General features: G+C 51.3%; 31 protein-coding genes. 25 read left to right on the forward strand and 6 right to left on the reverse strand.

The features are described from left to right. Positions 1 to 13: 13 nt before the first annotated feature. From CKQ53_RS13190 to CKQ53_RS13250, 12 genes are all read left to right on the forward strand, one after another. Positions 14 to 898, forward strand: a complete 885-nt coding sequence (locus CKQ53_RS13190; protein WP_100053527.1) for a phage minor head protein — start codon at positions 14 to 16, stop codon at positions 896 to 898. A 22-nt stretch (positions 899 to 920) separates the two neighbouring features. Then, entirely contained in the window at positions 921 to 2,330 is a 1,410-nt protein-coding gene (locus CKQ53_RS13195; RefSeq protein ID WP_094118468.1) for a DUF2213 domain-containing protein, read from the forward strand. 6 nt (positions 2,331 to 2,336) lie between these two features. Then, on the forward strand, positions 2,337 to 2,774 hold the full coding sequence (locus tag CKQ53_RS13200) for a hypothetical protein (protein ID WP_094118469.1): 438 nt from the start codon (positions 2,337 to 2,339) through the stop codon (positions 2,772 to 2,774). A gap of 9 nt (positions 2,775 to 2,783) precedes the next feature. Continuing rightward, entirely contained in the window at positions 2,784 to 3,863 is a 1,080-nt protein-coding gene (locus tag CKQ53_RS13205; protein WP_118895062.1) for a major capsid protein, read from the forward strand. Between the two features lie 8 nt (positions 3,864 to 3,871). Continuing rightward, on the forward strand, positions 3,872 to 4,087 hold the full coding sequence (locus CKQ53_RS13210) for a hypothetical protein (RefSeq protein WP_094118470.1): 216 nt from the start codon (positions 3,872 to 3,874) through the stop codon (positions 4,085 to 4,087). Then, positions 4,068 to 4,439 carry a DUF7370 family protein gene (locus CKQ53_RS13215; protein ID WP_094118471.1) on the forward strand — a complete coding sequence of 124 codons (372 nt, stop codon included), beginning with the start codon at positions 4,068 to 4,070 and terminating at the stop codon, positions 4,437 to 4,439. The genes CKQ53_RS13210 and CKQ53_RS13215 overlap by 20 nt, the downstream gene beginning before the upstream one ends. A 168-nt stretch (positions 4,440 to 4,607) precedes the next feature. Beyond that, positions 4,608 to 4,958, forward strand: a complete 351-nt coding sequence (locus CKQ53_RS13225) for a hypothetical protein (protein WP_094118473.1) — start codon at positions 4,608 to 4,610, stop codon at positions 4,956 to 4,958. A 1-nt stretch (position 4,959) separates the two neighbouring features. Continuing rightward, entirely contained in the window at positions 4,960 to 5,328 is a 369-nt protein-coding gene (locus tag CKQ53_RS13230) for a hypothetical protein (protein ID WP_094118474.1), read from the forward strand. Further along, on the forward strand, positions 5,325 to 5,708 hold the full coding sequence (locus tag CKQ53_RS13235; protein WP_094118475.1) for a phage tail termination protein: 384 nt from the start codon (positions 5,325 to 5,327) through the stop codon (positions 5,706 to 5,708). The genes CKQ53_RS13230 and CKQ53_RS13235 overlap by 4 nt, the downstream gene beginning before the upstream one ends. A gap of 21 nt (positions 5,709 to 5,729) precedes the next feature. Beyond that, positions 5,730 to 6,467 (forward strand): phage tail tube protein, encoded by a 738-nt coding sequence (locus CKQ53_RS13240; RefSeq protein WP_094118476.1) that lies wholly within the window; start codon positions 5,730 to 5,732, stop codon positions 6,465 to 6,467. Between the two features lie 49 nt (positions 6,468 to 6,516). Next, complete coding sequence (locus CKQ53_RS13245) at positions 6,517 to 7,197, forward strand: DUF6246 family protein (RefSeq protein WP_094118477.1); 681 nt, start codon at positions 6,517 to 6,519, stop codon at positions 7,195 to 7,197. Between the two features lie 12 nt (positions 7,198 to 7,209). Then, a complete protein-coding gene (locus tag CKQ53_RS13250; RefSeq protein ID WP_094118478.1) occupies positions 7,210 to 7,395 on the forward strand; it encodes a hypothetical protein in 186 nt (61 codons plus the stop codon). On the opposite strand, the gene CKQ53_RS13255 is transcribed toward CKQ53_RS13250, so the two are convergent. Next, entirely contained in the window at positions 7,392 to 7,580 is a 189-nt protein-coding gene (locus tag CKQ53_RS13255) for a hypothetical protein (protein ID WP_094118479.1), read from the reverse strand. The genes CKQ53_RS13250 and CKQ53_RS13255 overlap by 4 nt on opposite strands. 147 nt (positions 7,581 to 7,727) lie before the next feature. Between CKQ53_RS13255 and CKQ53_RS13260 the strand changes: the two genes are divergently transcribed. Together CKQ53_RS13260 and CKQ53_RS13265 are read left to right on the forward strand one after the other, a co-directional pair. Beyond that, complete coding sequence (locus CKQ53_RS13260) at positions 7,728 to 8,066, forward strand: hypothetical protein (protein WP_162896364.1); 339 nt, start codon at positions 7,728 to 7,730, stop codon at positions 8,064 to 8,066. Between the two features lie 65 nt (positions 8,067 to 8,131). Further along, positions 8,132 to 8,416: a hypothetical protein gene (locus CKQ53_RS13265; RefSeq protein WP_139824051.1), complete on the forward strand. Its 285-nt coding sequence runs from the start codon at positions 8,132 to 8,134 to the stop codon at positions 8,414 to 8,416. A gap of 44 nt (positions 8,417 to 8,460) precedes the next feature. Here the strand turns inward: CKQ53_RS13265 and CKQ53_RS13270 are convergent, their stop codons facing one another. Beyond that, a complete protein-coding gene (locus tag CKQ53_RS13270; protein ID WP_094118481.1) occupies positions 8,461 to 8,838 on the reverse strand; it encodes an Arc family DNA-binding protein in 378 nt (125 codons plus the stop codon). Between the two features lie 116 nt (positions 8,839 to 8,954). Between CKQ53_RS13270 and CKQ53_RS13275 the strand changes: the two genes are divergently transcribed. The 4 genes from CKQ53_RS13275 to CKQ53_RS13290 all read left to right on the forward strand — a co-directional run bounded on the left by CKQ53_RS13275 (position 8,955) and on the right by CKQ53_RS13290 (position 14,138). After that, positions 8,955 to 9,128 (forward strand): Arc family DNA-binding protein, encoded by a 174-nt coding sequence (locus CKQ53_RS13275; protein ID WP_094118482.1) that lies wholly within the window; start codon positions 8,955 to 8,957, stop codon positions 9,126 to 9,128. Next, a complete protein-coding gene (locus CKQ53_RS13280) occupies positions 9,118 to 9,783 on the forward strand; it encodes a BRO-N domain-containing protein (protein ID WP_094118483.1) in 666 nt (221 codons plus the stop codon). The genes CKQ53_RS13275 and CKQ53_RS13280 overlap by 11 nt, the downstream gene beginning before the upstream one ends. Positions 9,784 to 9,862: 79 nt before the next feature. Further along, positions 9,863 to 10,645, forward strand: a complete 783-nt coding sequence (locus tag CKQ53_RS13285) for an ORF6N domain-containing protein (RefSeq protein ID WP_094118484.1) — start codon at positions 9,863 to 9,865, stop codon at positions 10,643 to 10,645. A 418-nt stretch (positions 10,646 to 11,063) separates the two neighbouring features. Next, complete coding sequence (locus CKQ53_RS13290) at positions 11,064 to 14,138, forward strand: tape measure protein (RefSeq protein ID WP_476738479.1); 3,075 nt, start codon at positions 11,064 to 11,066, stop codon at positions 14,136 to 14,138. 21 nt (positions 14,139 to 14,159) lie between these two features. On the opposite strand, the gene CKQ53_RS13295 is transcribed toward CKQ53_RS13290, so the two are convergent. Beyond that, positions 14,160 to 14,390, reverse strand: a complete 231-nt coding sequence (locus CKQ53_RS13295) for a hypothetical protein (RefSeq protein ID WP_118895066.1) — start codon at positions 14,388 to 14,390, stop codon at positions 14,160 to 14,162. Between the two features lie 55 nt (positions 14,391 to 14,445). Between CKQ53_RS13295 and CKQ53_RS13300 the strand changes: the two genes are divergently transcribed. The 7 genes from CKQ53_RS13300 (at position 14,446) to CKQ53_RS13325 (ending at position 22,000) form a co-directional block, all read left to right on the forward strand. Next, positions 14,446 to 14,796, forward strand: a complete 351-nt coding sequence (locus CKQ53_RS13300) for a phage tail protein (protein ID WP_094118488.1) — start codon at positions 14,446 to 14,448, stop codon at positions 14,794 to 14,796. Then, entirely contained in the window at positions 14,793 to 15,497 is a 705-nt protein-coding gene (locus CKQ53_RS13305; protein WP_094118489.1) for a phage minor tail protein L, read from the forward strand. The genes CKQ53_RS13300 and CKQ53_RS13305 overlap by 4 nt, the downstream gene beginning before the upstream one ends. Then, positions 15,497 to 16,228: a C40 family peptidase gene (locus tag CKQ53_RS13310; protein ID WP_094118490.1), complete on the forward strand. Its 732-nt coding sequence runs from the start codon at positions 15,497 to 15,499 to the stop codon at positions 16,226 to 16,228. The genes CKQ53_RS13305 and CKQ53_RS13310 overlap by 1 nt, the downstream gene beginning before the upstream one ends. Continuing rightward, a complete protein-coding gene (locus CKQ53_RS13315; protein WP_094118491.1) occupies positions 16,171 to 16,695 on the forward strand; it encodes a tail assembly protein in 525 nt (174 codons plus the stop codon). The genes CKQ53_RS13310 and CKQ53_RS13315 overlap by 58 nt, the downstream gene beginning before the upstream one ends. Before the next feature lie 63 nt (positions 16,696 to 16,758). Continuing rightward, positions 16,759 to 19,905: a TipJ family phage tail tip protein gene (locus tag CKQ53_RS13320; RefSeq protein ID WP_094118492.1), complete on the forward strand. Its 3,147-nt coding sequence runs from the start codon at positions 16,759 to 16,761 to the stop codon at positions 19,903 to 19,905. 265 nt (positions 19,906 to 20,170) lie between these two features. Next, positions 20,171 to 20,869 (forward strand): hypothetical protein, encoded by a 699-nt coding sequence (locus CKQ53_RS18470; protein ID WP_139824052.1) that lies wholly within the window; start codon positions 20,171 to 20,173, stop codon positions 20,867 to 20,869. Between the two features lie 15 nt (positions 20,870 to 20,884). After that, positions 20,885 to 22,000 (forward strand): tail fiber domain-containing protein, encoded by a 1,116-nt coding sequence (locus tag CKQ53_RS13325; RefSeq protein ID WP_139824053.1) that lies wholly within the window; start codon positions 20,885 to 20,887, stop codon positions 21,998 to 22,000. A gap of 457 nt (positions 22,001 to 22,457) precedes the next feature. Here CKQ53_RS13325 and sapB read toward each other — a convergent pair whose 3' ends face one another. The 3 genes from sapB to pspF all read right to left on the reverse strand — a co-directional run bounded on the left by sapB (position 22,458) and on the right by pspF (position 26,208). Further along, entirely contained in the window at positions 22,458 to 23,423 is a 966-nt protein-coding gene (sapB, locus tag CKQ53_RS13335) for a putrescine export ABC transporter permease SapB (RefSeq protein WP_094118494.1), read from the reverse strand. Next, positions 23,420 to 25,117 carry an ABC transporter substrate-binding protein SapA gene (gene sapA, locus CKQ53_RS13340; RefSeq protein WP_094118495.1) on the reverse strand — a complete coding sequence of 566 codons (1,698 nt, stop codon included), beginning with the start codon at positions 25,115 to 25,117 and terminating at the stop codon, positions 23,420 to 23,422. The genes sapB and sapA overlap by 4 nt, the downstream gene beginning before the upstream one ends. A 152-nt stretch (positions 25,118 to 25,269) precedes the next feature. Then, a complete protein-coding gene (gene pspF / locus CKQ53_RS13345; RefSeq protein ID WP_420844242.1) occupies positions 25,270 to 26,208 on the reverse strand; it encodes a phage shock protein operon transcriptional activator in 939 nt (312 codons plus the stop codon). Positions 26,209 to 26,237 lie beyond the last annotated feature (29 nt).

The following is a 26,237-nucleotide window of genomic DNA, read 5'->3' on the forward strand; positions in this document are numbered from 1 at the left end:
CGCCGTTGGCAAGATGCGCAAAGATATCCGTAACCGTTATTACCGGATTAAGCTGGCGTTGAAGCAGGTTATCGACCAGAGGATGACCGGCAGTGATTCCGCGATAAACAGTCAGTCCAGCTTCTCGTTACATGGCAATACTCTCTATCAGGTCAACGCCGGAGCGTACATCTACGACATGTCAGCCGCGCAGTTGGCAAGCCTGCTACAGATTGTTCAGACTATCCTTGATGACCACCTTTTGGACGGCGGTAGTAATAACCTGTGGGCGCTAGATTATGTCGCCGCTGAGTACAATCGGGGGACACTAGCAGCATTTACTAATTTATCAGTGCAATCACCCATCTACGCGTCGCAAACAACGCTGTCGGCTCTCCTGTCGTCTCCTGCATATCAGAATCAGGTTGCTGCTGCGTATGTATCGACCTACAGCGACTGGAAAGGCATATCCGACCGGGCGCGGGCAGATCTAGCTAACGTCATTGCTGATTCGATTGGCCGAGGCATCAACCCGAGAGAGACTGCAAAGATAATCAGTCGCCGCTTGGATGTTAGTCAGGCATCCGCCGAGAACATCGCGCAAACAGAGCAGGTCGGCGCGCTGCGCAAGGCTCAGTGGCTTGAAACGGATTGGGCAAAAGATAGGCTCGGCCTGAACACAGCCGTAATGTGGATATCTGCTCTCAAGCCCACAACACGCGCATGGCATGCATCTCGGCACGGGAGAACGTACCCCACTGAAGAGGTGGAGGCGTTCTACGCCGAACGCGGGAATCGCTATCGGTGCTACTGCTCTCAAATCCCCGTAGTTCTCGACTCCGCGGGTAAGGTCGTTAATCCCGGACTTGTTGAAAGACTCGAGTCAGAACGAAAGAGCTGGTTCCAGCAAGAGAATTAATCACCATCAACGAGGACACAGCATGAAGCGCAATCGCGTTAACGTGCTGACCGTCGTCAACTCCGCTTCAAACATCACCACTGAAACCATCGACGGCAAGCCACATATCGTGGTTCGCGGCATCACGCCTGTCGTAGATGACATCGTGATGAATCGGAAGTTGTACCCGGCAGCAGAAATTGGCAAGGCCTACAACACCCTTGAGCGCAACCCGATGCCTCTCGGCCACCCTAAAGTGGATGGCAAGCACGTATCAGCTCGGGATGTGCGGGCGGTGAACAACTACCACGTCGGTGCGTGGCTACAGAACGTCAATCACACCGACGGCAAGGTCACCGGCGACATGTACGTCGATCGCCAGTACGCAGAGTCTAGCGACAAGGGCAAGCGACTAATCAACCGTCTGGATGAAATGATTGCTGGTACCAATGCAGAGCCCATCCACATTTCGACCGGCCTCCTGTATTCCGGCATCGCGGCCAACGGTGAATCGAAGGGCAAAAAGTACAACGAAATCGCCACCAACATGATGTTTGACCATGTTGCGGTGCTTCTGGATGAGCCCGGCGCGGGAACCCCAGAAGAAGGCGTTGGTATTTTCGTTAATGCCGATGGTGACGAGCAAGAAATCGAGATTGCGAACCTGTCGGATGGCTACGACTGCACCCGCGAAGGCGCTCTGAATAAAGCCAAATTCTTTTTCACCAACGCTTCAAATTTCTCTTTCGATGATATTCAACGCGCCCTGAGCGACAAGCTCAGAGAAGGCCGCACTGATGACAATTGGCTGTGGCCTGAGTCTGTATGGCCCGACACCTTCATCTACCGAGACCAGTCCCGATATTTCAAGCAAAAGTACCTCATCGATGATGACGGCAAGGCTGTTTTTGTCGGCGAGCCACAAGAAGTCGTGCGCAAACCAACTGAGTACGAAGTTAAAACCAACGGAGAAACAGACCCGATGAAAGACCTGATCGTTAACGCGCTCAAAGCTGCCGGCAAACCGACTGATGGCAAAACCGATGCCGAGCTGATGGACGCATATAACCAGATGGCAGCAGAAAAGGCGGTTAAAAAAGACGAAACGCCTGAAGAGAAAGCCGCGCGTGAGAAGAAAGAGGCCGACGAAAAGGCGGCGAAGGATAAAGCAGCTAAAGACGCCGCAGCTAATGCAGAAGAGGTTCCGGCATGGGCCAAGTCTCTGGCTGAGCGCGTTGAGAGTGTTGTTAACAGCCTGAACGCCAACGCAGACAAAGAGAAGGGCGAAAAACGCGCTGCCGTTAAAGCCAAATTCGGACTTGATGACCTGGCGGTGAACGCGCTGGATGGCGCGGCACTGGATGGCCTCTTTGCTCAATGCGCTACTTCACGGGGTTTGAGCGGTGCGTTTAACCACTCAACCGAACAATCCATTTCTGAAATGCCGGAGTAATGACTGATGGCGATTAAAGACGGTAAACACGTAATTCACGCGGGCGGTATTTTCCCTAACCCGTTACTCAATCGCGAAGGCGCAGCGGCAGCGGCAACCACGCCAGGCACTGTTGGCCACTTCGTATCCGGCAAGTTCACCGCCTCCACCAAAGGCGATGATGACGCCGTTCTGTATGTGGCGAATATGGACTACTTGCGCTGCAAAAACGTAGATGAAGTCATCCCGGCCAATGAGCTGGTGGTCGGCATCCAACCTTTGCAAGGCATGTTTCTGAACGTCCGAGCAGCTGCTGGCACCTACACAAAAGGCATGGCGGTTGCCGTAGTCGACGGACAGATCACCCCAGTGACATCAGAAACTGCTACCCCGACCTTTGGCTACGTCGAAGAGTCATCCATCACCGCAGCCGCTGGCGACCTCGTCCGCATCGTGTTCAAGTAAGGAGACACAATGTTAGTTTTCTCTAAATCAATCGGTGAAAAGACCGGTAACCTGGCGGTAAATAGCTATCAGTTCGCGCAGCTGGCGCAAGAGCGTCAGGCGGCAGTCAACCACCAGGGCGTTAACGTGATGCAGGAAATTTCTGATCGCGTTAACACAGCAGCTCAGCTTAACGGCATCAACGCTGTGCGTTCCCCGGCAGACCTGTACAAAACCTTTGATCAGACCGTTCTGCGTCAGTTTGAGAACAAAGATGAATTCACTTTGCTGAACGACCTTACGCCGCTGTCTCGCTCTGTCCGCATCAATGCGACGGTCTACGAATACGCTAAGTCCGGCGGCAAAATGTGGGGGCACACCTCCATGAGCGGTCAGATCGGCGCGGCGCTGGATGCCACGGCTTACGATTACGACGGCACGATGGTTCCGGTGCATGACACTGGCTTCAAATTCAACTGGCGCGACCCCCGGTTGAACAACCCGGACGCATTTGACGTTATTGCCGATGCGCAGGCTGAATCTTCAGCTCAGGTTCGCCGCACCTACGTCGATTACATCTTCAACGGCTTCCGTGACGACAGCGGCAACTATGCGCAGTTTGACGGCAAAACGTGGAAGGGTATCAAGAACGACGAGCGCGTCGCTCAGGTCACATTGATCACCAACCTCGCCACCTCAACCGATCCGAAAGCAATCCGCGCACAGTTCATTGCGCTGCGTGACGTGGTTCGCGTGACCAACATGCAGTACGGCGACCAGACCTGGTATGTATCTCAAGAGATCATGTCAAATCTGGAGCAGGACTACAGCGACAACTACGCCGCGCCAACCCTGTACGAAAAACTGCTGAAGCTGTCCGGTATCTCGGCAATTAAGGTCGACTCTCAGCTGTCCGGAAACGAAGTGATCATCATCCCGCTGTCTGCTGGCGTAGTGGCTCCGATTGTCGGTCAGGCGTTCGGCACCGTTGCCGACCCGCGTCCGTTCTACAACAGTGATTACGTATGGCGCACATGGGGCGCTGCTGGTCTGATGGTTAAGACTGACATCGCCGGTCACTTCTCCGTTGTCCACGCTTCTGGCGAGTAAGGGGATATATGGCACTGGTAAAAGTTATCGCAAATAACCTATTCGCCGGTGCCAATTTCCAGAAGCTGGAGGTTGGTGGCCAGGTTGAGGTTTCAGACGATGTTGCCAACCGCTGGGTGAGTGCAGGGCTGGCCGAGCGAATTGGCAATGTTTCTTTCGAGGTGGCAACGCCATCAAAACGCGGAAGAAAAAAGCGGGGCGAAAATGGTGAAGATAGCGATTGATGACGTAAAGCCGATGATGGCTGAGCTGGGATTCACGCTGCCTGATGCTGTTCTGCTGCTTCTCATTGATCAAGCGAATGGCGTATCTGAATGTATGGACGGGGCGGGGTATTCAGACAGCCTAAAACAGCTGCTGCTTATCTACGCCGCTGTGCGGCTTGCCGCCCTGTCCGGCGCCAGAAAGATATCTTCTCAATCTGCCCCGTCTGGGGCTTCACGCTCCTTCGCTTACGATTCCTCCGGTACTGACTATCTCTACAAGCAGATTCAGGCATGGGACACGCACGGGTGCCTGTCTGGCCTGCCGCTGTCTAGTAAGTCGGTCGGCTTCTTCGACGTGGTAGGAGGGTGAAATGGAATGGATTTTACCTTCTGTGCGCACCCCGAAGCCTTATGTTCGTGTCTGGCTTGTAACTGACGCCGGCATCCAGACGACGGGGTACGTCAGTGGTGATGGTTCATGGGTGTTCCTGTGCAAGCGGGTAGCAGCCACCAACCCAACAGTAGCGAGGTGGAGAGAGTGAGCAGCGTCGCTAACTGGTCATATACCGCCAAGGCAACCATATGGAGAAAGCTGGAGGGGGCCAATGAGTATGGCGACCCAATGGGTTACTCCCCGCCAGAAGTGATCCTGTGTGATTACGAGGGTGGATTAAGCAAGCGAATAGGTAATATCGGCTCTGAGGTGGTAATCAAGAACACCGTATGGACTGAATATTCTGCCATTGGAGCAGGTGATTACGTTCTTATTGGTGAATCATCCGAACCTGACCCGATATCCGCTGGCGCTGATGAAGTGATGCAGGTTATCCGCTATTCCGACACCTTCGAGCGAACCGCTGATGATTGGGCGATCCTTACGGGAGTTTGATATGGGGATAAAGGTCAGAGGCGTTCGTGAAACCCATATGAGCGTCAACGAGTTCATCAGCGACGTTAGGGGAAAGAGGGCCATAAGAGCAGTTCAGGCTGCGATGTTAATCGGAGGGTCGCAGGCCGCGCTGTACACCCCGATCGACACCTCAACTTTGCTTAATTCCCAGTACCGCGAACTGGGCTTAAATGGAACAAGGATCACCGGGAGAATCGGTTATTCAGCCAATTACGCCGTCTATGTTCACGACCCTAACATTCCGCAGAATTTCCGCAGGGCCACCGCCCAGAAAGAATTCCTTAAGAAAGGTGTTGATGACGTGAAAGAGCAAATGGTTGCAGCAATCAAAAAGGAGCTGATGCCATGACCCCACCAATGCACACCAGGGTTAGAAATTACTTCCTTAATGCCGGGCTTGCTGATGGTTTTGTTGTCCAGCTTCTTATGTGGACAGACACGCCAAAGAAGAATGAAAGGATGATGGTTTTCCGTCCTAACGGAGGTACGTCAATCCGTAATGGGTTGGGTTCGCAACACTTCGTGATAGTTGATGTGATCGGCGCCAAGGGTGGCAATCCCGCCGTAGACGCCGCAGTGCAATCCATCATTGACTACGTCCAACAGAATCCAATGGCTGACGACTGTGTCGGCTACCTGGAAAACCTCGGAGGCATCCCCGCCCCCGTTCTCACCGAAGAAGGCCGGTTAGTTTACAGGCTCCAATTCGTCGCCACATTCGGCGACTAGTCAAAACACAGAGGACCAAATATGGCTAATTGCCAGAATAGCAACGAACGTTTGTTCGGTGGCGCCGTCGTGCTTGAAGTTGCCGACGGTTGCAGCGATACGCAGCCGCAGGAATCAGAATGGAAAGCGCTGGCCGCCGGTACGAGCAAGGGGTGGGACTTCTCGCCCAACACAGTGACATCTGACGCTGACGACGGCGGCGGTTATGTCGAAAGCATCATCACCAACTCCGACTTCACCATGAGCTTTGAAGGCGAAGTCCGCAAGCAGGACAAGCTGGACCAGTACGGCGTAGGCCGATTCATCAAGTACTTCGCTGCGGAACTGTCGGCGCGGCGTCAGCCGGGGATCTGGGTTCGTATGGAGTACGGCCCGGTCACCTTCATTGGCTACATGGTGGTCACCGCGCTGAGTTCTGATGGCGGCACTAACGATATCGTCACCCTGAGCACTGAGTTCAAAGTTGGCGACGCCAGCACCATTCAGGTTATCGACTCCGACGAGACGGTAGCTGCCACCGGCGTAACGGTATCACCGGCCACCGCCTCTGTCGCTGTGGGTGCCACCACTCAGCTGACGGCTACGGTCGCACCATCCACCGCTTCCAACCAGTCTGTAACTTGGGCGTCGTCTAACACGGCGATCGCTACGGTCAGTTCCACTGGTCTGGTTACCGGCGTTGCCGATGGCACCGCGACTATCACGGCCACCACAGCTGACGGCGGCTTCACGTCCACGTCCGAAGTCACGGTTGCGTGATCATTACAAGGGGTGGCGTGCTGCCCCTGATAATGATTACGGAGAACATATGACGCCTCACAAAGATATCGGAGAGTGCCTGATTTCTTCAGGTGATAGGGACTATTTCTTTCGGCCATCATTTGCGGCCATGACAAAAATCGGGACGCCGGAGGAAATCGTCAGGGCGTTCTATGTGCTGCACAAAGATGAGCTTGCGCCGCTGATATCGCGCATCAAAAAGGTATACCGGGTGACACCACCGTGCGTGTCGAGGTTCATCACCAGACCGCAATTGATAAAGCCAGTCCTGTATGCAGCTATGGATGTGATTCAGTCCTGCTGTGACGAAGATGTAACGCCGCTGGTGGGCGAGATTATCCCTTCACGAACCGGCAAATGGGCCTTTGTTTATCGCCCAGGGAGAATGAGCTTTAACGACATGGTGATTATCGCCAGATCGCTAATTACCCATGGCATTATCGGCAAAGCCAAAGTTCGTCAGTTACAGCGCAATGAGGGCGGCGGTGCCACGACGGAGTTTAACGCTTTCGAATACATCACCTCGGCGCGTACGCATTTGAATCTCAGTCGTGAGGAAGCTGAACGGCTGACCATGACAGAGTTTCAAATGCTGCTGGCGGCGAAATACCCAGACCAGAAAGGATTCACCCGCGAAGAATACGACCAGGTCGCAGATGACTACCTGGCTAAGAAAGCCAAGCGAATTGCCAATGCAGGCAAAAAATAAGGACGAAAAACCATGAGTAAAACCGAAATGACATCAGAAACCACAAAGGGTGGATATATGAATTTTTATGAAATCCCAGAGCCGATTCAAGCCATCATGGCAGAAACGCTAAAAGAGGCGCTCTTGACGGGCAGTACAAAAGAGCCAGAGGAAGTGGCTCTTATCATCAAACGTGCCTTCGAAAAGCTAATGAGTTAGTAAATCCCGCCCTGTGTTTGAGGGTACTTCTCAGTTAAATGCTTCTCAATGATGTCGTAAATGCGTAGAAGCTCCTCCGCATTCATTTCATAGCCGGCATCAATCTTGCCGGCTCTAATCAACTCAATAACCAACTGTTGAGCGGCTAATTCTGGGTGTGCCTTAGGATTTATGATGTCCGTCATTTTTAACTCCTTTTGTGTGTGAGCTAACAACTTACCCTGAGATTCCGAACGATCCCATCCTGATATATAAACAGCACTAACCAATCACCTTGAGGGCCTAGCTAGTTGTGATAGGATTGTTCTGATTGCAATCAAAGGGGTAGAGATATGAAGAAGATTTTATTGGTCACTGCTATTTTTTTATCGCTTAACGCTGCCGCGTCAACAAGCTATACAAAGGAGCAGCTCAACTCCATGGACGCATCAGGGCAGTATCCAGAGCAAGAATCTCCCGTAACAAAAAGCGTAGAGAACGTAGATTTCAAAAGCTGTAGAAATAGCACTTATGGTGTCTACAGCCAGATCTTGGGGAACTATCCCGCAAAAGAGATTGTCGATACTGGAATCCTTTATGTCGTAAAGCTTTGGACTAATGATGGTGTAATTACAGTTTCCTGTTCTGAGCCTGACGGCAAGAAAATCGTAACTCAATCGTCTTATAAGTAAGGAAGATGTGGTGTGTAAGCATTTTACTAGGATTGCGTGGTCATTTTCTGATGAGGGATAGCGCTATGAGAAATGGAATTTTTGTTTTCTATTTGGCGATTTTATTGCCATTTATGTCCATGGCAGAAAACCGGTCTAGTGACATGTTGGACCAGCTACATAACGGTGTTTGCAAAGAACATCCAAAACCAGAGCTTTGCAAAAGGGTTGTCGGGATAATAATGAAAAGCGTCCAGCAGAACGACACACTTTATGGTGAGTGTGTGAAAAATAAACCGACCTCGCCGGAAGAGGCAATGTATTGCCAAGATTCAAAAGATTTAAGAGAAAAAATAGCAGCATACAAATGACAAGATAAATTTGTATCGGATCATTAGGTTGATAAAAGGCCCACTCAGGTGGGCTTTTTTCCCTTAGGCACAAGTTCATAAATCTCTAAAAGTCCACCTATAGCTGCCTCAGCTGCGTCTTTAGCTATCTGTTCTGAAGCATCTTCGATTATCCCTTTGGCAGCATTTTTCAGGAATTCGTTTAGCTCTGAAGAGGTAATTGTTATTTCCTTATCAGGATCATAAGGAAATTGTTCTATGGGTTCGTTGGCTATATCGCCAAAAATGGAATCTTTGATTAGCGCATCCTGCAGTATCTGCACGATCTCCGAGTTCATTGAACGGCCATGAGCCTTTGCTCTGGCAGCTACAGCGTCACGCATCCCGTCAGGCATTCTAACCGTGAACCTTTCTACGAAAGCTGGATCTTCTTTTTCCGTCATTTTTTTGAACCGTAATAATATATACAAAACAAAGTAGCATCATATTGACATTATCTACAATGACATCATAATGGTGTCAGGCATCAAAATGATGTCATCACTATAAGGGGAAGTAAATGCAAGACGTACTTTACACCGGGCGTAAGAACGATAGTTTTCAACTGCGTCTACCTGAGCGCATGAAAGAGGACATCCGGCGCATGGCTGAGATGGATGGAATATCGATTAATTCTGCGATCGTGCAACGTCTGGCGCGTTGTCTTCGTGAGGAGCGTTCAAGTGGGAAGTAAAAACGACGAAACCCGGCAGTGCGCTAACACCAGCCGGGCCTCTATCGAACGTAACCTTGCGGGAAACATCGACATGAATAGTTTAACTAATTACGAGCTGAAGTTCCACAACACCACTTTTCATCCTGTAGTTGATGGCGGCTCTATTTGGCTGACATCTACCGAGTTGGCGAAAGCGCTAGGATATGCTGATACAAAGGCTGTAAGCATCTTATATAACCGTAATCAGGACGAGTTTACACCCGGAATGTCATTGGTTATCAATATGACAACCAACGGTATAAACAATAGCTTACGTAAGAAAAAGGTTCGTGTATTTTCAATTCGCGGCGCTCACCTCATCGCCATGTTTTCTGATACCCCGGTAGCCAAAGAATTCCGTCGATGGGTGCTCGACATTCTGGATCGTGAAGTTGCGCACGGTAACGTACCGTCAGATTTCGATTTCCATAATGCTGCGAATGCAGCGCGATCTATAAACCATCTTCTTTCGGAGATTAAGGATATTTGGAGGGGTGGGTTAGAGGATGCCTTGAGGCTGATGGAGTACAAAAGCCGTGGCGATATTAGTGATCGCTTGGCTTACATGACATTCATTACACTGCCGCTTGAAAAGGCGCTGGTTAAGGAAGATAGAAAAGGAAGGATTCACTGATAGGCGTATGGGATGGCGCAAAAAGAAAAACCGCCAGTGGACGCTGGCGGCTTACATCAACTGTTGACTGGAGATTCTAATGCAACAATCAACTGCGTTAAATGTAGCAAACCCCGTTCTTAATGTCGATCCTGACATGTGTCCAGTTATTGAGTGGTGCGGCGTCCGCGTTGTCACCACTGAGACTCTTGCAAAAGGATATGGTACGGACGAGGTTAATATCCGCGTCAATTTGAAGAATCACCGAGAAAGATTCAACGAGGGAGTTCACACCTTTACTATCGAGGGTGAAAATCTTCGAAATTTGCGAGTAAACAATGTTAACGCACAAATTTCCAGCAAAGCTCGCTCGTTAACACTGTGGACAGAGAAGGGCGCCGCCCGCATGTCCAAGATTGTAGACACAGATGAGGCTTGGGGATTCTTTGAGAAACTTGAGGATTCATATTTTCGGCCGCAGGAATTTAGCGCATTGCCACTGTCGTATGAGCAAGCGCTTGAAGACCTTCTTTCTAAGGTTAAGGAAAACAGAATCATCGCCCAGCAGCGAGATTATGCCATCGAAACTAAAGCGTGGATTGGTAAAAGACGGGAGGCTACTGCGATGGCCACCGCTTCAGTGGCGACACGAGAGAAGAACAGGTTGGCTGAGCGGTTGGGCGAAGGCAAAAATTACGCTGCAATTATCCCTGTAGAGAAAAAGACAGGCCGGGAATTCAAATGGCAGCCGTTGCGTAAATGGTGCCGTGATAGCGGTGTTGAACCAAAAGAAGTTGATGATAAACGTTTCGGCACGGTCAAATCATGGCCTCGTGATGCGTGGATGGCTGTTTATGGAATAGATATTAAAAAACTATTTTAGATTAACGACTAACCCGCCACGGCGGGTTTTTTATTGCCCGGAGAAAGTGATGAGCGAAAACCTTGGCGGGATTTACATCGACATTGAGCTTGAATCAGCTCAGCTTCTCGATGGAGCAAAAAAGGTTAATGAAGCACTGTCTGGCATGGGCTCCAACGCCGGTAAAGCGTCAGGAAATTTCGACGGTGTCGGTAAGTCTGCGAATAGCGCCGGTAAGTCGATAGCCAGATCGGCAGATGATGCGAGTCAGGCTGCCAAGATGATGGAACGGCTTGGTAACGAAGTCGCTATCCTCGAAGAGGCAAACGAAAAAGGCGCCCGCAGCGCCGTTGTGCTGGCGGCTCAGCTACGTGCTGGCTCAACTGCTACATCTGCGCAGACGAAAGAAATCGGTGAGCTCGCCGGAAAACTGTACGACATGAAGACGGCTCAAAATCAAGTCGCCACATCAGCATCAGCATCCACCTCCGTTCTTACCGGTCTGTCTAGGGTGGCAGCCGCAGTATCAGCTGCGCTTTCAGCTCGTCAGGTTTCGGCGTATGCCGATGCATGGACGACGCTCAGCAACAAATTAGCGAATGCCCGCCGAGCAAGCGAGAGCGCGGCAGACGTAACTGATCGCGTCTTCAATATATCACAGCAAACACGTTCCAGCCTGGAAGGTACGGCGACAATCTACGCTAGGCTTGAGCGAGCCACCCGCAGCTATGGGACCAGTGTCAGTGATCTGTCCAAACTGACTACCATCATCAGCCAAGGGCTCATCGTATCCGGAGCAACCGCTAGCGAAGCGGAAGGAACGATGATTCAGCTTTCGCAGGCGCTGGCATCAGGAACCCTTCGCGGACAAGAATTTAACTCAGTTAACGAGCAGGGAAACCGGCTTATCGTAGCGCTTGCTGATTCAATGGGCGTGTCTGTCGGGCAGATGAAAGCACTGGCAAATGCCGGGAAACTCACCACGGATGTGGTTATTAATGGATTGTTGTCTCAGGGTTCAAAAATAGGGCAAGAGTTTGCCAGAACGACGACGACCATTGGGCAGGCAATGCAGACTGCCAGCAACAATATCACCAAATTTGTTGGTTCATCGTCCACTGCCAAAACCGGAATCAAGATCTTTAACGATACCGTAATCACGCTGAGCGAAAGCCTAGATGCCGTTTCTAATATCGTACTCGCCGTCAGTGCGGTTATGGGGTCTCGATACCTTGGCGCGCTAACCGCATCAACAACAGAAATGATCAAGAACGCAGCAGCGGCATACAAGGCTGCCTCGGCGCAAGGCGCGATGACGGCAGCAGTCACTGCGGCCAAAGGTGCGTTTTCTCTTGTAGGAGGACCAGCTGGTGTGGCAGCACTCGCGGCCAGCGCGATTTTCTATTTCTATGAGAAGTCCCAGCAGGCTAAGCAAGAAGCCATCGACTTTGCTGACAAACTTGATGGCGTGATCGCCAAAATGCGGCAAATGAATGATATTCAGCTGTCCGGCACAATCGCCGACCTGAATACATCCCTGCGCGCGCAGCAAGATCGCCTATCTGAATTGAGCGCGGCGCATCAAGAGAACATCAACGGCCTGTACAACGCACAACAGGCAATGAAGAACTCCACGGCTGGGTCGTGGGCGTATCAATCAGCATCAAAAGCCGTGTCTGAGTGGCAAGATAAGGTGGCTCAGTCAGCGCGAGACACAGATGATGCTGAGACAAAGCTAAGCAAAACAAAAAGCGCTCTCGGTATGGCCCAAGCTCAGTTGAGTGGGCAACTTAAAGAAGGCGTTGAGTTACTGGCTAAAGATGCTGAGAACGCCGGTGTGGCTGCGGGGATGATGAGCCATCTAGGCAAGATGATCGATATTGCATCTGCCGCCAAGGAGAACTTCAACTCATCAAGCTTGCAAGTGCCAAGAAATGAAAAGGGCGATAAATACCTCGAAAAAATCAAGGAAGAGAATGACCTCCTGGCGATCACCGACAAAAGGGAGCGTGCGATAGCCGAGGCCAGGCAAAAGGCGCTCAATGATGGAGTGGGGCTTTACTCAAACCAGATGAGGCAGATTGAAGAAGCTGCCGCGAAGAATTACGACCTGAAGGAGTCAGAGAAGGGAAGGGATAAAGCCACCAGAGACGCAGCGGCAGCAGGTAAGAGCGCAGAGAAGCAGGCGGAAAGAAACGCCCGTGTCTTAGAGGATTATCGCCAAAAAGCTGAGCTGAGCGCTGACTCAACGAGTGACTTGTCAAGAGAGCAGACGATACTTGCCGCAAAGAGCAAGCTGATTAACCCGACGCCGGAGCAAGTGGCTACCGTTGAGCGAGACGCCGCCGCCGCATGGGATAAGGCAGCGGCGCTCAAGGCGCAAAGCTCTGTTCCTGAACTGAAAGAGAATGCCGACTATTCCAAGCAAAAGCAGCAACTGGAGCTTTTGAAATCCGCCAAGGACTCGCAGGGCAATTTGCTCATTAGTCAGCAGCAATATAACCAGCAGTCCGAGCAGTTAGAGCAAGACCATCAAACCAAACTGGCGGAAATAAGGGCTAATCAGGCAGTCACTCCGCAACAGGATGCCGCCGCTAAGGTTGACCCTGTTCAGCAGCTGGCTAATGAGAACGCGCGAAAGCTGGCGCTAATTCAGCAGTTCGAAGCCAACAAAACATTAACCCACGACCAGGCTGAAGCGTTACGGAATGCGACGGATACCCAATACGAACAGCAGCGCATCGCTGCCCAGTGGACTATCTACCGAAACCAGAGCGTGGCAAATGAGCTATTGGCTTCTTCCATTGAATCATTCAGTAGCGGGGCATCTAGTGCCATAACTGGCCTGATCAACGGGACTCAGAGCCTTTCTGAGTCCTTCGCGAACCTAGGAACCTCTATCTTAAACGGCGTTGTCAGCAGCCTTGTTCAGATGGGGACGCAGTGGGTTATGTCCACGCTCATGGGGCAGGCGGCGCAGGAGAGCGCAATAGCTGCAAATCAGGCAACATCAATTGCAGCCTTAGCAGCTTCGACATCCGCAGGTATCGCATCGGCATCTGCTCTTTTAACCGCATGGTCCCCGGCCGCTATGGCCGCGTCAGTTGCTTCGTATGGAGGTGCGGCGACCGCAGGCTTAGCTGGCTACACCACGGCGATGACTGCGGCTCAGACGATGTCTATTGCTGGAGCGAGAAAGAACGGCGGCCCTGTATCGGCCGATTCCATGTACCGCGTCGGTGAAGGCGGCAAGCCTGAGATATTCAAGGCGAGCAACGGCAACCAGTACATGATCCCCGGCGACAACGGCTCTGTTATCAGTAACAAGGATATCGGGGGTTCCGGTGGAGGTGGTGGAGGGGTGGTTATGAATGTTGCGTTCAATATTCAGACGTCGGGAGGAATTGATGATGCCACCCAGAAACAGATGGCAAAGACCATGGAAAACGTGGCCATGAAAGTAGTTAAAGAGCAAAGCTCTAGGCCGGGTGGCATTCTACAGCCGAGAAAATAGACGGTGCGAGTTCGGCCTTAGTTACTCGAACGCCTTAGTTCCAATCTCTATAATTTCTTTAACTTTGATGTGCATTTCTTTCATGTACTCCCTGATTTCATCATCTTCATCAGGGTCGGCGATAGCAGGAGATGCACAATTTGCCAATCCTTTCAGTAGTTCTTTCTGCTCATTAGTTAGCACGGAAATCACGAAGTGAAGCACTGTTTGCGCCGCTAATGAATCTATAAGCAATTCTTTATTTTCGGACATATATATCCCCATTTGTCAGAATTTTTTAAATCTAATTATAGACAGGATCCACCAAATGCCAGAAACATTCACATGGAGTCCCCAAAAGGGCTTCACGGTTACCCGTACGCCAAATGTATCTGTCGTGAGTCTTGGCGACGGGTATGGACAGCGGCAGGTCAAGGGAATTAACCCTTTGATGGACAGCTACTCACTGACTTTCGTTGGCGTCGATGGACTATGTGGCAGGGCCAACATCGCGAAGGATGCCGAGGCGTTCATTAAGGCGCGTGGCGCCGTTGAGTCATTCTACTGGACGCCATCAGATACCGGCATTCAGGCTCTTTTTGTGTGCCGGTCATGGACGATGACAAAAACCGGGCAGAAATATGATCTGTCCGCCACGTTCGAGCAGGTTCCGCGATGAGAGACATACCAGCAGAGCTAATCATTGAGAGCGTTGATGCCGGAGTTGGCGCAATGCTTGACCTCTATGAGGTTGACCTACAGAGCTTCGGCGGTGATGTGATCCGGTTTCACTCCGGCACTAACGGTTACTTCGGTGATGTGGTGTGGCAGGGCCGTGTTTATTCTGCCTACCCGATCGCTGTAGAAGGGTTTGAAACCAAGTCGGAAGGGACATATTCACGCCCTACGATGACGGTCGCCAACATATCCGGGCTAATCACCGGTATAAACCACGATTTCGATGATGCATTAGGCGCGGTGGTTACACGGCGTCAGGTGTTGGTAAAGCACCTTGATGCGGTGAACTTCCCAAACGGGAACCCTGAAGCAGACAGCACGATGGAGGCGGTTTCACGTTATGTCATCGAGGAAATGGCGGAAGAAACTTTCGAGACGGTTACGTACAACCTCGCGACCCCTGTTGATTGCGACAACGCTGTCATCCCGGCCAGAACCATTCTTGCCGACGTGTGCCAATGGCAATATCGCGGGGAGGGGTGTGGATATAGCGGCGGCGCCGTAGCGGACGAGAAAGACGCGGCCACTTCGGACCTGTCCAAAGACAAATGCTCAAAACACCTATCCGGGTGCCGGCTGAGGTTCCCTAAGCCAAACTCATTGCCGTTTGGCGGCTTCCCAGGCTCGTCTAAGGTGTCCTGATGACTGATATCGAAAGCGAATGCCTTAACTATGCTGCCTCATCAAGCGATGAGGTGTGCGGGCTGATTATTGAAGATAGTCGGTTGTTCAGATGCCAAAATATTCACCCTGAACCAAGCCTGCATTTCCGGATAGACGACAGGGAATGGATGGCGGCGGAAGACCTTGGCGAGGTAACGGCGGTATTTCACTCCCATCCCATTGATAAACTTGTTCTGTCTGGCGCCGACCGTGTGGCACAAATTTCTACCGGAATTCCTTGGTGGCTGGTCAGCGCAGGGAGACTGAGGAAATTTAACCCCGTCCCGCATCTTTTAGGCCGGTCTTTTGTCCACGGAACAATGGACTGCTACACGCTGTTCCGTGACGCATACCACCTCGCCGGGATAGACCTGCCCGATTTCGAAAGGGCTAATGGCTGGTGGGTGAGGGGAGAAAACCTTTACATCAAGAACGCGGTAGCCACTGGGTTTCACGAGGTTGGATTTGCAGATATACAACCTGGTGACGTGATCATCCGCCGCGCCTTCGCAGAGTCCGACCCATGTCACGCCATGATCTACCTCGGCGATAACATCGTTCTTCACCATGAAAACGCAGGTCGTCTCAGTAGAAGAGAGCCATGCCGCCCTGCCTACATCAAGTTAACCCATTCCATTTGGAGGCATGAACAGTGCTCAAATTTAGATTTGCGGGGAATTTACGACGACATTTCCGCCAAATTGAGTTGAATGTTGAAACCGCCGCGCAGGGACTGAGGCTTTTGTTGGCGCAGTGTCCTGAATTCAAGCGTGATTTCTACAAGACGAAACTCCGCATCAGAATGGCCGGTGATGATATTCACCCCGACCAAATCGACTTCCACATGAACCGTAAGTTGCGAGACGGTTCGACGGTCCTGCTTGCTCCTGTAATTGAGGGTTCTATCGGTACATCCTCACCTATATTTTCGGCTATAACGATGGGGCTTTTGGTTGGGGCTTACTCCTCATATATGGCGGGGAAAGTCAAGACATCTGCCGAATCAGATTCAGAATCAGACTCGATAACCAACAACTCATTCACAAGCGCTGATAATCGCGTAGGTCAGGGACGCCCTGTACCCTTGCTGTTGGGTGAAATGGTGGTCGGTAGCAATGTGATTAGCCTCGGGATCGATACATCTAACAATGCTGATTGGGAAATATCGATCAGCTAACCCCCAATTTTTAACGAAAAAATAAATAGCCGCCTTCGGGGCGGTTTTTTTATGGAGAAAGTCATGGCATCAGGCGGCGGAAGTTCCAGCACGGCCACGCTCGTAGACGACAACCTAAAGTCAAAACAGTTTTTGCGAGTATTGGATTTGGTCTCGGAGGGGCCAATATACGGGCCTGTAGACCAAGAACACCTTTCATCATTTCTACTCAACGACTCCCCAGTTACAGATTCTTCAGGCAATACCAACATCAATGGCGTAAGCGTCGCGTGGCGGCCTGGTTCGGGCACCCAAGCGGCGATAAACGGCTTTGACGCAATCGAGGCGACGACGATAGTGAACAATGAGGTCGCGTACGACACGCCATTGGTTCGCACCGTCACGGACTCGGAAGTAGACCGGGTAAGAGTTAACCTTGGGGTCTCAGGGCTGTTATCTCAAGACTCAAAAGGCAACCAGAGCAATACATCAGTGACGATGGTTATCGAGACACGAACCAACAACGGCTCGTTCTCTATTGCAAAAACGGTCACGATCACCGGGAAAATTTCGGGTGAGTACCTGGAAGCTCACACCATTGACGCCCCAGAAACAAAGCCGTTCGACATTCGCGTACGTCGTACAACCCCAGACAGCACCAGTGATTTATTGACTAACGGCACCGTCTGGAACAGCTACACAGAGATTTCTGACTACAACCTTTCTTACCCATATGCCGCTATTTGTGGGGCGGTTATCGACCGTGATCAGTACACGGACACCCCGACAAGGACCTACCACTTACGTGGATTGATCGTAGACGTTCCTGATAATTACGACCCGATAAACAGGACTTACTCAGGCCTGTGGACTGGTGGCTTCAAATCTGCGTGGACGAATAACCCGGCATGGATATTCCGTGCATTGGTGAAGAATGAGCGTTACGGCCTTGCGAGACAGGCTGGGTATATTGATGTAGACGACGGCAGCTTATACACGCTATCGCAGTTCTGCGATCAGGTGGTTGATGATGGATTTGGTGGTGAGGAGCCGCGATTCACTTTGAACGCCTATGTCACAGAGCAGACGAGCGCCAGAGACATTCTGGATGATATTGCTGGAATGTTCAGAGGGATGGCCTTGTGGGATGGGATGCGTTTCACCATCATGCTGGACAACCCACAGGACGCGGTGGCCGCAGTAACAAATGCTAATGTTGTTAATGGCGTGTTCAAGTACAGTGCATCCAAGCGTTCAGAACGGTACAACGCCGTGGTCGTGTCTTGGACGGACCCTAATAACGGGTGGTCAGAAACGAAAGAGTTTGTATCAGATGACCAGCAGATCGACCGGTACGGGTACATCGAGACAACCCTGGAAGCGTATGGATGCACCTCGCGAGGGCAGGCATACCGCGCTGGAAAGTGGATGATTGAAACGGCTAAGCGAGAAAGCCGCAGCGTCAATTTTCAAATGGCTCGTGATGCGATTGCGTTCATGCCTGGTGACGTTATCGAAGTCATGGATAACAAGTATGCTGCCGCCCGCCTTGGCGGCCGAATTATCTCTCATTCGGGCGCGACCATTGTTGTCGATGCCGATGTTTCTACTGTCGCCTCTAATGGTGACTCTATGAAAATCATGGGTTCAGACGGCAAGATGGTTAGCTATGAAATTTCTGCCATTAACGGCGCTAAAATCACACTCAGTTCAGCACCTGCATGGGTTCGAGATGGAACTGTTTTCGTAATATCTTCAGCTTCCGTAGCCACGCGTTTATTTAGGGTGATGGGTATTGCTGAGGATGAAAACAACTCAACTTACACTATCTCGGCAACTCTACACGATCCAAACAAACAGGCCATCGTTGACGAGGGCGCCGTATTTGAAGCGCCGAACGATACGCTAAATGGTTACCGAGTCCCGAACGTTGAAAACCTCAAAATCACCAACACCAATAGTGAGACCGTGCAGGTAACAGCCTCATGGGAGACTGCAACAACGACCCGGAATATCCGTTTTGAACTTCGCGTTTATAACGAGTCCGGGCAGGTGGTCAAACAATATGAGACTGACCAGTATCGGTACGAATTCTACGGCCTGGATGCCGGGACATATAACCTTGGCGTCCGGGGGCGTAACGATAATGGGATGAAGGGCTCCGAAACCCAGGTCAGCATGGTGATTGGCGCGCCGTCGGCCCCCACCTATATACAGTGGACACCTGGTATATTTCAGGCAGATATCGTCCCAGTGATGTCTGTGACGGCCACGACTGACACAACATTCGAATTCTGGTACAGCGGTGAAACTCAGATCGCCAGCCTTAACCAAGTTGAAGATCAGGCCCAGTATCTTGGCCGGTCCAATCAATGGGTAATCAATGGGCTAAAAGGCGACACTACTTATTACGTCTATGTTCGAACGAGAAATGCGTTTGGTTCATCTGCGTTCGTTGAGGCGTCAGGTCAGGCGTCATCTGATATACCCGGCATGATTGATTACATTGATGATGCGATTAGGGAATCAGAGTCATTTGAACGTCTCACTTCCAACATTGACACAAACATTGAAGGAATATTGCAGAATGCGATGAATCTCGACGCATCTGTCGATCATCAATTTGAGGCGTATGGGCGCAATCGAGCAGATATCATCTCTGTCCGTCAGACCGTTGCCGACAACGATAGCGCATACGCACAAAAGTTTGAGCAAATCCAATCCCAGTCAGACCAAAACACCTCATCCGTTCAACAAATATCAAGTGCATATGCAGATCTTAGCGGCAAGCTATCGGCTCAATGGGGTGTAAAGGTACAGGCTGACAATAACGGCAACAAATACGTTGCCGGGATGCAGTTAGGTGTTGAAGGAAATGGCGGCACTACGCAGTCATACGCCTTATTCAGCGCAGATAACTTTGGTATTTACAACACCAATAATGGAACTTACCAGCTTGCATTCACCGCTGTAAATGGACAGGTGTTTATGAGGGATGCTTTTATTGATTATGCATCTATGACTTTGGCTAAAGTTGGATCTTGGTATTCATCTAATTATGTGGCAGGAACTTCCGGTACAATAATGAAGTCTGATGGCACCTTTGAAGTTAATGGCTCAAGTAGCGGCGAAGGGAGGATGTATATTACAAATAAGAGAATATCTGTGTACGACGAAAATGGTAATATAGCTGTGGTTATGGGTAAGAAAATAGAATTGGAGGTAAAATGAGTTACGGAATACAGACTTTTATAAATGGAACCTCATTTGATGCTATTAATAGTATTGACTTCAATTACGTAATAGACTCGTTTACTGTTAGCTCGTCAGGGTCTAAATCATATTCATTGCAATATGGAATGCAAATGAATGCGGTAATATTCAACGAAAACACTCCTACAAATAAGGAGCTTGTTTTCAATATATCGGTGTCTGGCTCAACATTAACATGGAGCGTCAATGCAACCGTCACGATAATAGTTTTTGTGAGTTACTAATGACATTCTCAGCGCAGATAATGAAAAATGGACGACTGGCAATTGCTCCCACGTTTACTCCAATGGTGCTTGTTCAGGTAATTGATGTTGCTGCTGGGGCTGGAGGTATACCCACCATCGTACCATCATCAAGCCCATTCATGGCGTTCCATAGGAGTATAGAATCGTCCATGGATGGGATCAATTGGGTTGTAGATAGTTCGGGTGCATACGTTGTTCTTAACTTTAATTCGGCGGCTATGAAGTCAACTTCCGGTCGTATTTATATATTCTCAAACTTTGTAGTGAATGTTCCTGAATACGGTCTTTATGTATACAGTGAGGGGAGGGTCGTTTATCACAACAACTGTCTTCCTTTGAAAGTTAACACTATATCTTATAATCAATCAGAAATAACATCTTCGGCACCTTTAGCAGTGTGCAGTTGCGTAACTGAGGTGGTTGAGGAATTTTATCCTGATCCGGATCCATATAGTGCTAAATTTCAGGTCATTGAAAGAAGGAGGGCTTCGGCAGGGTATGAATCTGGTAGTTACAAGGTCACCTTTATGGGGGTTCTTAGCCATGTTGAGAATTTAATAAATCACGATATAGATCCGCCAACTTATCCGATAGTAAATATGTGGAATGTTAATACTATAGCATATATAGAGTGCTCTTTATATGACCAGTATTATAAGCAGGCATTGGGATATTAATTTCCGGAGATATATATGTCATCAGGTACGATCACATTAACGAATAACTCGGCTGTAGTGAGTGGTTCGTCAACATCTTTTTCTTCAGATTTAACTGCTGGTGATTTTATTGTGTCCGTCATCGGTGGAGTTACTTACACGCTGCCGGTAAAGACAGTGGATAGTGGCACTCAGTTAACACTGATTAAGGCCTATAATGGGCCATCTACATCAGGGGCCGCATGGAACGCCGTACCAAAAGACACAATGACGGCGATCACGGCACAACTGGCCTCTCAGGTTACTTATGCCATCAGGGGATTGAACCTAGACAAGAATAATTGGCAGCAAATACTGAGTGGTTCGGGAACTGTGACCGTTAATCTCCCTGATGGAACAACATATTCAGGACCAGCCTGGAAGGGCGTAACTGATCAGATATCTGCAATAAACATCTCGTTAGCAGCGGTAAATTCGGCAAAACTGGGGATAGCTAATAACCTTTCTGACTTGGCGGATAAAGCAGCAGCAAGAACCAATTTAGGTGTAATACCGTCCAGCGGAGGAACCTTAGCCGGCCCTTTAAACTGCACAACAGGATTTCCCCTGACTGTCCCATTCAACGGAGATTCATCTGGTTATGGAGTTTGTAAAGGAGTGGATAATTTCCAAGCATCTTACCAGTACTATATTTCATCAGGAAATTTTCATAGCGCGAGGATACTTCTTCAACAAACATCATCAGGGACTAGTTATGTTTGGACTTTTAGAAATGATGGTAACGCATATTCTGGTGGTAGCTGGGTAAACGGATCGGATGAAAGACATAAGACAAATATCAAGGTAGTAGATAATGCCCTTGAGTCTGTTGTCGGGTGGCGGGGGTGCACATATAACAAAAAAGACGGGGTAGCTGAAGTTGGGCTAATTGCTCAGGATGTGGAGAAAAATTGTCCAATTGCTGTTTCAGAATCACCCAGAGAATTTAGTGACGGAACGGTAATTGATGATTTTAAATATTTGAACACATCTGGAGCGGCCGCCGCGTATCACACGGAGGCGATAAAGCAGCTACTGGATCTGATTGAGGAGTCTATTTCCAACCCCGAGTCAGCATTGGCTAAAATAAAAGAAATAAAGGGTGGTGACTGAAAATAACATGGGTTTTTATTATAAAATTACACATGTTATTAACATGATATAACCAATATGCTGTAGCAAGCATGCGAACTCAACCCTATAACGAGGCAATCCTCAATGTTCGCCCCGCGTGCCACGGACGGCTCTGATTCACTCACAAAATTTCATCAATCCAATCAGCCCACCACTGCATCATTTTTCTGCGTTTATCAAGATATAGTGCGGTGGTTTTGCAAGTCGCGCTGGTGGGTTGGGGCTAGATATTAGCCGTCCGCCCGCCAGTCCGCCCGCCCGCCAAGTCAAATCACATTCCCTCTCATGCTCTCGTAACCTCTGACGATTCGCGAAATCGAAGTAATAAAAGACTTAAATATAATGTGTACATCAAAGTGTGCCTAATTTGATATCTTTGTCTTTGTATAAAGATAATTGCATGATAATAAATGAAAAAATATTTATTATATAAGTCTTATCTGAGAGCATACCATTCCTTATGTTTCAATGGGTTGGTCATCGCACCCCAGATATCAGACAGCACGCCAATGGAAGACACCATCATACCGATCACCATCACGCCTGCCGAAATCGCGGCATAGTCCTGCTGGCGGATGGCGTTCACCAGCCAGCGTCCCGCGCCCGGCCAGCTGAACACGACTTCGGTGATCATCGCCAGCGTCAGCATGGCGGAAAATTGCAGCCCCAGCTTGGGCACAATGGGCGGCAGCGCGTTGTGCAGCAAATGACGACGGATGATGGTCGTGCGCGATAGCCCGCGCGTGTAGGCCGCCTTGATGTAGCTTTTGCCGATAATTTCGGTGGTGCTGATCCGCATCAGCCGGAACACTTCGGTCGTGGGAGCGACGGACAGCACCGTTACCGGCAAAATCAGGTGGCGGACGGCGCTCATCATCATCTCATCCCGGTAGGGGGACTTCGCCAGCCAGGCGTCTATCAGCGAAAATCCGGTGACGCGCGGCACCTGATAGAGCAGGTCGAAACGGCCGGATACCGGTAGCCAGCCCAGGTGCAGCGAAAAGAATAGGGTCATCAACAGCGCCAGCCAGTAGACCGGCAGTGAGAACCCCAGCAGCGCCAGGCCGCTCAATATCTTGTCCTGCGTTTTGTTTTGCAGAATACCGGCGGTGATCCCCAGCACGATGCCGATGACCAACGCCAGCGAAAAGGCCAAAACACACAGTTCGATGGTGGCGGGCAGCACCTCTTTCAACTGCTCGCTAACGGGCTGTCCGTTGATGCTGGACAGGCCAAGGTTCCACTGGAACAGGCCGACGATATAAAAACGGTAGGCGTCAAACAGCGCCACGCCGCGCAGCGGTGCGTGGGGCGTGAAATAGAGCAGGCTAAAGCCGACCAGGGTCAGCAGAAACAGCGTCACCACCAGCAATAGCAAGCGGCGCAAGGCATAGATAATCACGGCGCGACTCCTTCCGTCGGCGGCGGTTCCGGCAGTTCGGGCGCAGCAGGCTTCGGCGCATCGCTTTCGCGGTAGACCCCGGCGAAAGAGGTATTGCCGAAGGGACTGAGCACCAATCCTTTCATGTCGTAACGATAGGCCTGCATACGCAGCGACGACGCCAGCGGCAGCACCGGCAGCTGGTCGGCCAGAATCTGGTGCGCTTGCTGATAATAATCAATGCGTTTGGAGAGCTGTTGTGACGACAGCGCGTCCTGTAACACCTGATCGAATCCGTTATCGCACCAGTGGGCATAGTTGGTTTGCGAGCGGATGGCGGCGCAGCTTAACAGCGGACGGAACACGCTGTCCGGGTCGTTACTGTCCGTGGCCCAGCCCGCGAGGGTCAGGTCGTGATTCATTTCCATCAGACGCGCTTCCTGAAAGCGTCCCTCAACCGGTATCAGCGTCACTTCAACGCCGACCTGAGCCAGATCGGCCTGAATCAGCTCGGCGGTTTTCACCGGGCTGGGGTTGTAGGACTGTGACGTACTGGGCACCCACAGCTGAAGGTGCAAATTATTCACTCCCAGTTCCTGAAGCATCCGACGCGACTTATCGGGATTGTAAGCGGTGATCTGCGCTTCGCTGTTATAGGCCCAAGAGGCGCGCGGCAGAATGGACGCGGCGGTCTCCGCCGTACCGTAATAAATCGACTGCATCAGACGGTCGTTATTAATCGCCAGCGCCAGCGCGTGGCGGACGCGCGGGTCGTCCAACGGCGGTTTTCGCACGTTGAACGCCAGATAGGCGACGTTCATGCCCGGACGCAGCGACAGACGCAGACGCGGATCGTTACGCAGGATGCTGAGCTGACTGGCGGCCGGATAGGCCAGAACATCGCACTCGCCGGTCAGCAGCTTGGACAGGCGTCCGGTCCCGCCCGCGCCGAGGTCGAAGACGACCTGTTCCATGCGCGGCTGGCCGCGCCAGTAGTCGTCATTACGCTGTAGGCGCACAAACTGCCCGTAGCGGTATTCGTTCAGCATATACGGGCCGGTGCCGACAGGCAGGCGGTCGATCAGCTCCTCTTTGTCCTGCTGTTGCAACTGCTGGGCATATTCCGCCGACAGGATGGGCGCGTAGTGTGTTGCCAGATGCCACAGGAAGGAGGCATCGGGTTTGTTCAGCCGGATCTCGACGGTGTAGTCGCCGATTTTGCGAATACTCTGCACCGTGTCGGCGAACTGCAGACTGTCGAAGTAGGGATATTCGCCGCCGTTGATGTCGTGGAACGGGTGGTGGGCATCCAGCATTCTCTGGAAGCTGAACAGCACGTCGTCTGCGTTCATCGCACGGGTGGGCGCAAACCATGCCGTGTGCTGAAACGGCACATCGTGGCGCAATGTGAAGCGATAGGTCGCGCCGTTATCCAGAACTTCCCACCGCTGGGCTAGCTCGGGAACCAGTCGATAGGTATAGGGATCTACGCCCAGCAGGCGGTCATACAGCTGTGCGGCGAGGGTATCCACCATCACGCCGCTACGCGCCATCTGCGGGTTGAACGTCGTCAGTTCATCGTTGACGCAATACACAAAGCCGCTGCTGCGGATATCTTCCGGCGGCGTCGGGCTTGGCGTGGGCGGCAACGGTGCAGCCAGCGCGGAACCGGTTAACCAGATCAACGCTAGCGCAAGAGTATATTTTCCAGACATACGGGAGTTTTCAGGCAATATGCGATAGACAGAGTGTAACGCACTCTGCGCCTCGCCCCAATTTCTTGTCGCCAACCGTTGCCTTTTTCACCATCAGAGACAAGCGTCCCTGCGTTATATCGTCCCCGCTGCCATCATCGCCGTGTCTTAATTCAGACCTCATTCACGCTGATGGCCTGTTTTTTCAGCAGTCCGCGTAGCTGGTGGTAGCTCAGTCCCAACAGCTCGGCGGCCTTGCGCTGATTAAAGCGCGATTGAGTCAGCGCTTGCTGCAACAGTTGTCGCTCCTGCTGGCTCAGCCAACCGCGCATATCCAGCGGCAATGCGGGCAGGGTGTCTGATTTGGCGTCCGGCACCGTCGGCGTGGCTGAGGGTTGAAACGGGTTGATGATGATATGGTCCAGCGGCTCGCTACTGGTGCCGTGGCGATAAACGGAACGTTCCACCACGTTTTTGAGCTCGCGAACATTCCCAGGCCAGCTGTAGTCGAGCAGGGTGCGCTGCGCCCGCTCGGTCAGGCCGGGGAAGAGGGGAAGTCCCAGCTCCCGGCACATCTGAACGGCGAAGTGGTCCGCCAACAGCATGATGTCCTGCTGACGTTGGCGTAGCGGAGGAAGCTGCACCACGTCGAATGCGAGGCGGTCCAGCAGGTCGGCGCGAAATTTTCCCTGCGCCGCCAGCGCGGGCAAATCATCGTTGGTGGCGCACACCAGCCGCACGTCGACCTGCAACGATTGCCCGCCGCCCACGCGTTCCAGCACGCCATATTCAATGACGCGTAGCAGCTTTTCCTGCACCAGCATCGGCGCGGTCGCCAGCTCATCCAAAAACAGCGTGCCGCCGTCGGCGCGCTCGAAACGGCCGAGATGCCGCTTTTGAGCGCCGGTGAATGCGCCAGCCTCATGGCCGAACAGCTCCGAATCCAGCAGGTTCTCATTCAAGGCGGCGCAGTTGAGTGAAATGAACGGCCCCTGCCAGCGGGGAGACAGATAATGAAGGCGGCTGGCGATCAGCTCTTTACCGGTGCCGCGTTCGCCGATCACCAATACCGGTTTGCTGAGTTGCGCCAGTTGAGACACCTGCTCCAGCATTTCGAGGAAGCTGTTGGCTTCCCCCAGCA

Source organism: Lonsdalea britannica, assembly GCF_003515985.1.
GTDB lineage: Bacteria > Pseudomonadota > Gammaproteobacteria > Enterobacterales > Enterobacteriaceae > Lonsdalea > Lonsdalea britannica.

Bases quoted from the DNA above. Each gene is read 5' to 3' on its own strand.
- CKQ53_RS13205 (WP_118895062.1), top strand. From the start codon at position 2,784: ATGTTAGTTTTCTCTAAATCAATCGGTGAAAAGACCGGTAACCTGGCG.
- CKQ53_RS13240 (WP_094118476.1), top strand. From the start codon at position 5,730: ATGGCTAATTGCCAGAATAGCAACGAACGTTTGTTCGGTGGCGCCGTC.
- sapA (WP_094118495.1), bottom strand. From the start codon at position 25,117: ATGTCTGGAAAATATACTCTTGCGCTAGCGTTGATCTGGTTAACCGGT.
- CKQ53_RS13290 (WP_476738479.1), top strand. From the start codon at position 11,064: ATGAAGACGGCTCAAAATCAAGTCGCCACATCAGCATCAGCATCCACC.
- CKQ53_RS13210 (WP_094118470.1), top strand. From the start codon at position 3,872: ATGGCACTGGTAAAAGTTATCGCAAATAACCTATTCGCCGGTGCCAAT.
- CKQ53_RS13250 (WP_094118478.1), top strand. From the start codon at position 7,210: ATGAGTAAAACCGAAATGACATCAGAAACCACAAAGGGTGGATATATG.
- CKQ53_RS13200 (WP_094118469.1), top strand. From the start codon at position 2,337: ATGGCGATTAAAGACGGTAAACACGTAATTCACGCGGGCGGTATTTTC.
- CKQ53_RS13235 (WP_094118475.1), top strand. From the start codon at position 5,325: ATGACCCCACCAATGCACACCAGGGTTAGAAATTACTTCCTTAATGCC.
- CKQ53_RS13265 (WP_139824051.1), top strand. From the start codon at position 8,132: ATGAGAAATGGAATTTTTGTTTTCTATTTGGCGATTTTATTGCCATTT.
- CKQ53_RS13190 (WP_100053527.1), top strand. From the start codon at position 14: ATGCGCAAAGATATCCGTAACCGTTATTACCGGATTAAGCTGGCGTTG.
- CKQ53_RS13300 (WP_094118488.1), top strand. From the start codon at position 14,446: ATGCCAGAAACATTCACATGGAGTCCCCAAAAGGGCTTCACGGTTACC.
- CKQ53_RS13305 (WP_094118489.1), top strand. From the start codon at position 14,793: ATGAGAGACATACCAGCAGAGCTAATCATTGAGAGCGTTGATGCCGGA.
- CKQ53_RS13310 (WP_094118490.1), top strand. From the start codon at position 15,497: ATGACTGATATCGAAAGCGAATGCCTTAACTATGCTGCCTCATCAAGC.
- CKQ53_RS13320 (WP_094118492.1), top strand. From the start codon at position 16,759: ATGGCATCAGGCGGCGGAAGTTCCAGCACGGCCACGCTCGTAGACGAC.
- CKQ53_RS13195 (WP_094118468.1), top strand. From the start codon at position 921: ATGAAGCGCAATCGCGTTAACGTGCTGACCGTCGTCAACTCCGCTTCA.
- CKQ53_RS13260 (WP_162896364.1), top strand. From the start codon at position 7,728: ATGAAGAAGATTTTATTGGTCACTGCTATTTTTTTATCGCTTAACGCT.
- CKQ53_RS13270 (WP_094118481.1), bottom strand. From the start codon at position 8,838: ATGACGGAAAAAGAAGATCCAGCTTTCGTAGAAAGGTTCACGGTTAGA.
- CKQ53_RS18470 (WP_139824052.1), top strand. From the start codon at position 20,171: ATGACATTCTCAGCGCAGATAATGAAAAATGGACGACTGGCAATTGCT.
- CKQ53_RS13275 (WP_094118482.1), top strand. From the start codon at position 8,955: ATGCAAGACGTACTTTACACCGGGCGTAAGAACGATAGTTTTCAACTG.
- CKQ53_RS13295 (WP_118895066.1), bottom strand. From the start codon at position 14,390: ATGTCCGAAAATAAAGAATTGCTTATAGATTCATTAGCGGCGCAAACA.
- CKQ53_RS13285 (WP_094118484.1), top strand. From the start codon at position 9,863: ATGCAACAATCAACTGCGTTAAATGTAGCAAACCCCGTTCTTAATGTC.
- CKQ53_RS13255 (WP_094118479.1), bottom strand. From the start codon at position 7,580: ATGACGGACATCATAAATCCTAAGGCACACCCAGAATTAGCCGCTCAA.
- CKQ53_RS13230 (WP_094118474.1), top strand. From the start codon at position 4,960: ATGGGGATAAAGGTCAGAGGCGTTCGTGAAACCCATATGAGCGTCAAC.
- CKQ53_RS13325 (WP_139824053.1), top strand. From the start codon at position 20,885: ATGTCATCAGGTACGATCACATTAACGAATAACTCGGCTGTAGTGAGT.
- CKQ53_RS13245 (WP_094118477.1), top strand. From the start codon at position 6,517: ATGACGCCTCACAAAGATATCGGAGAGTGCCTGATTTCTTCAGGTGAT.
- CKQ53_RS13215 (WP_094118471.1), top strand. From the start codon at position 4,068: ATGGTGAAGATAGCGATTGATGACGTAAAGCCGATGATGGCTGAGCTG.
- pspF (WP_420844242.1), bottom strand. From the start codon at position 26,208: ATGCTGGAGCAGGTGTCTCAACTGGCGCAACTCAGCAAACCGGTATTG.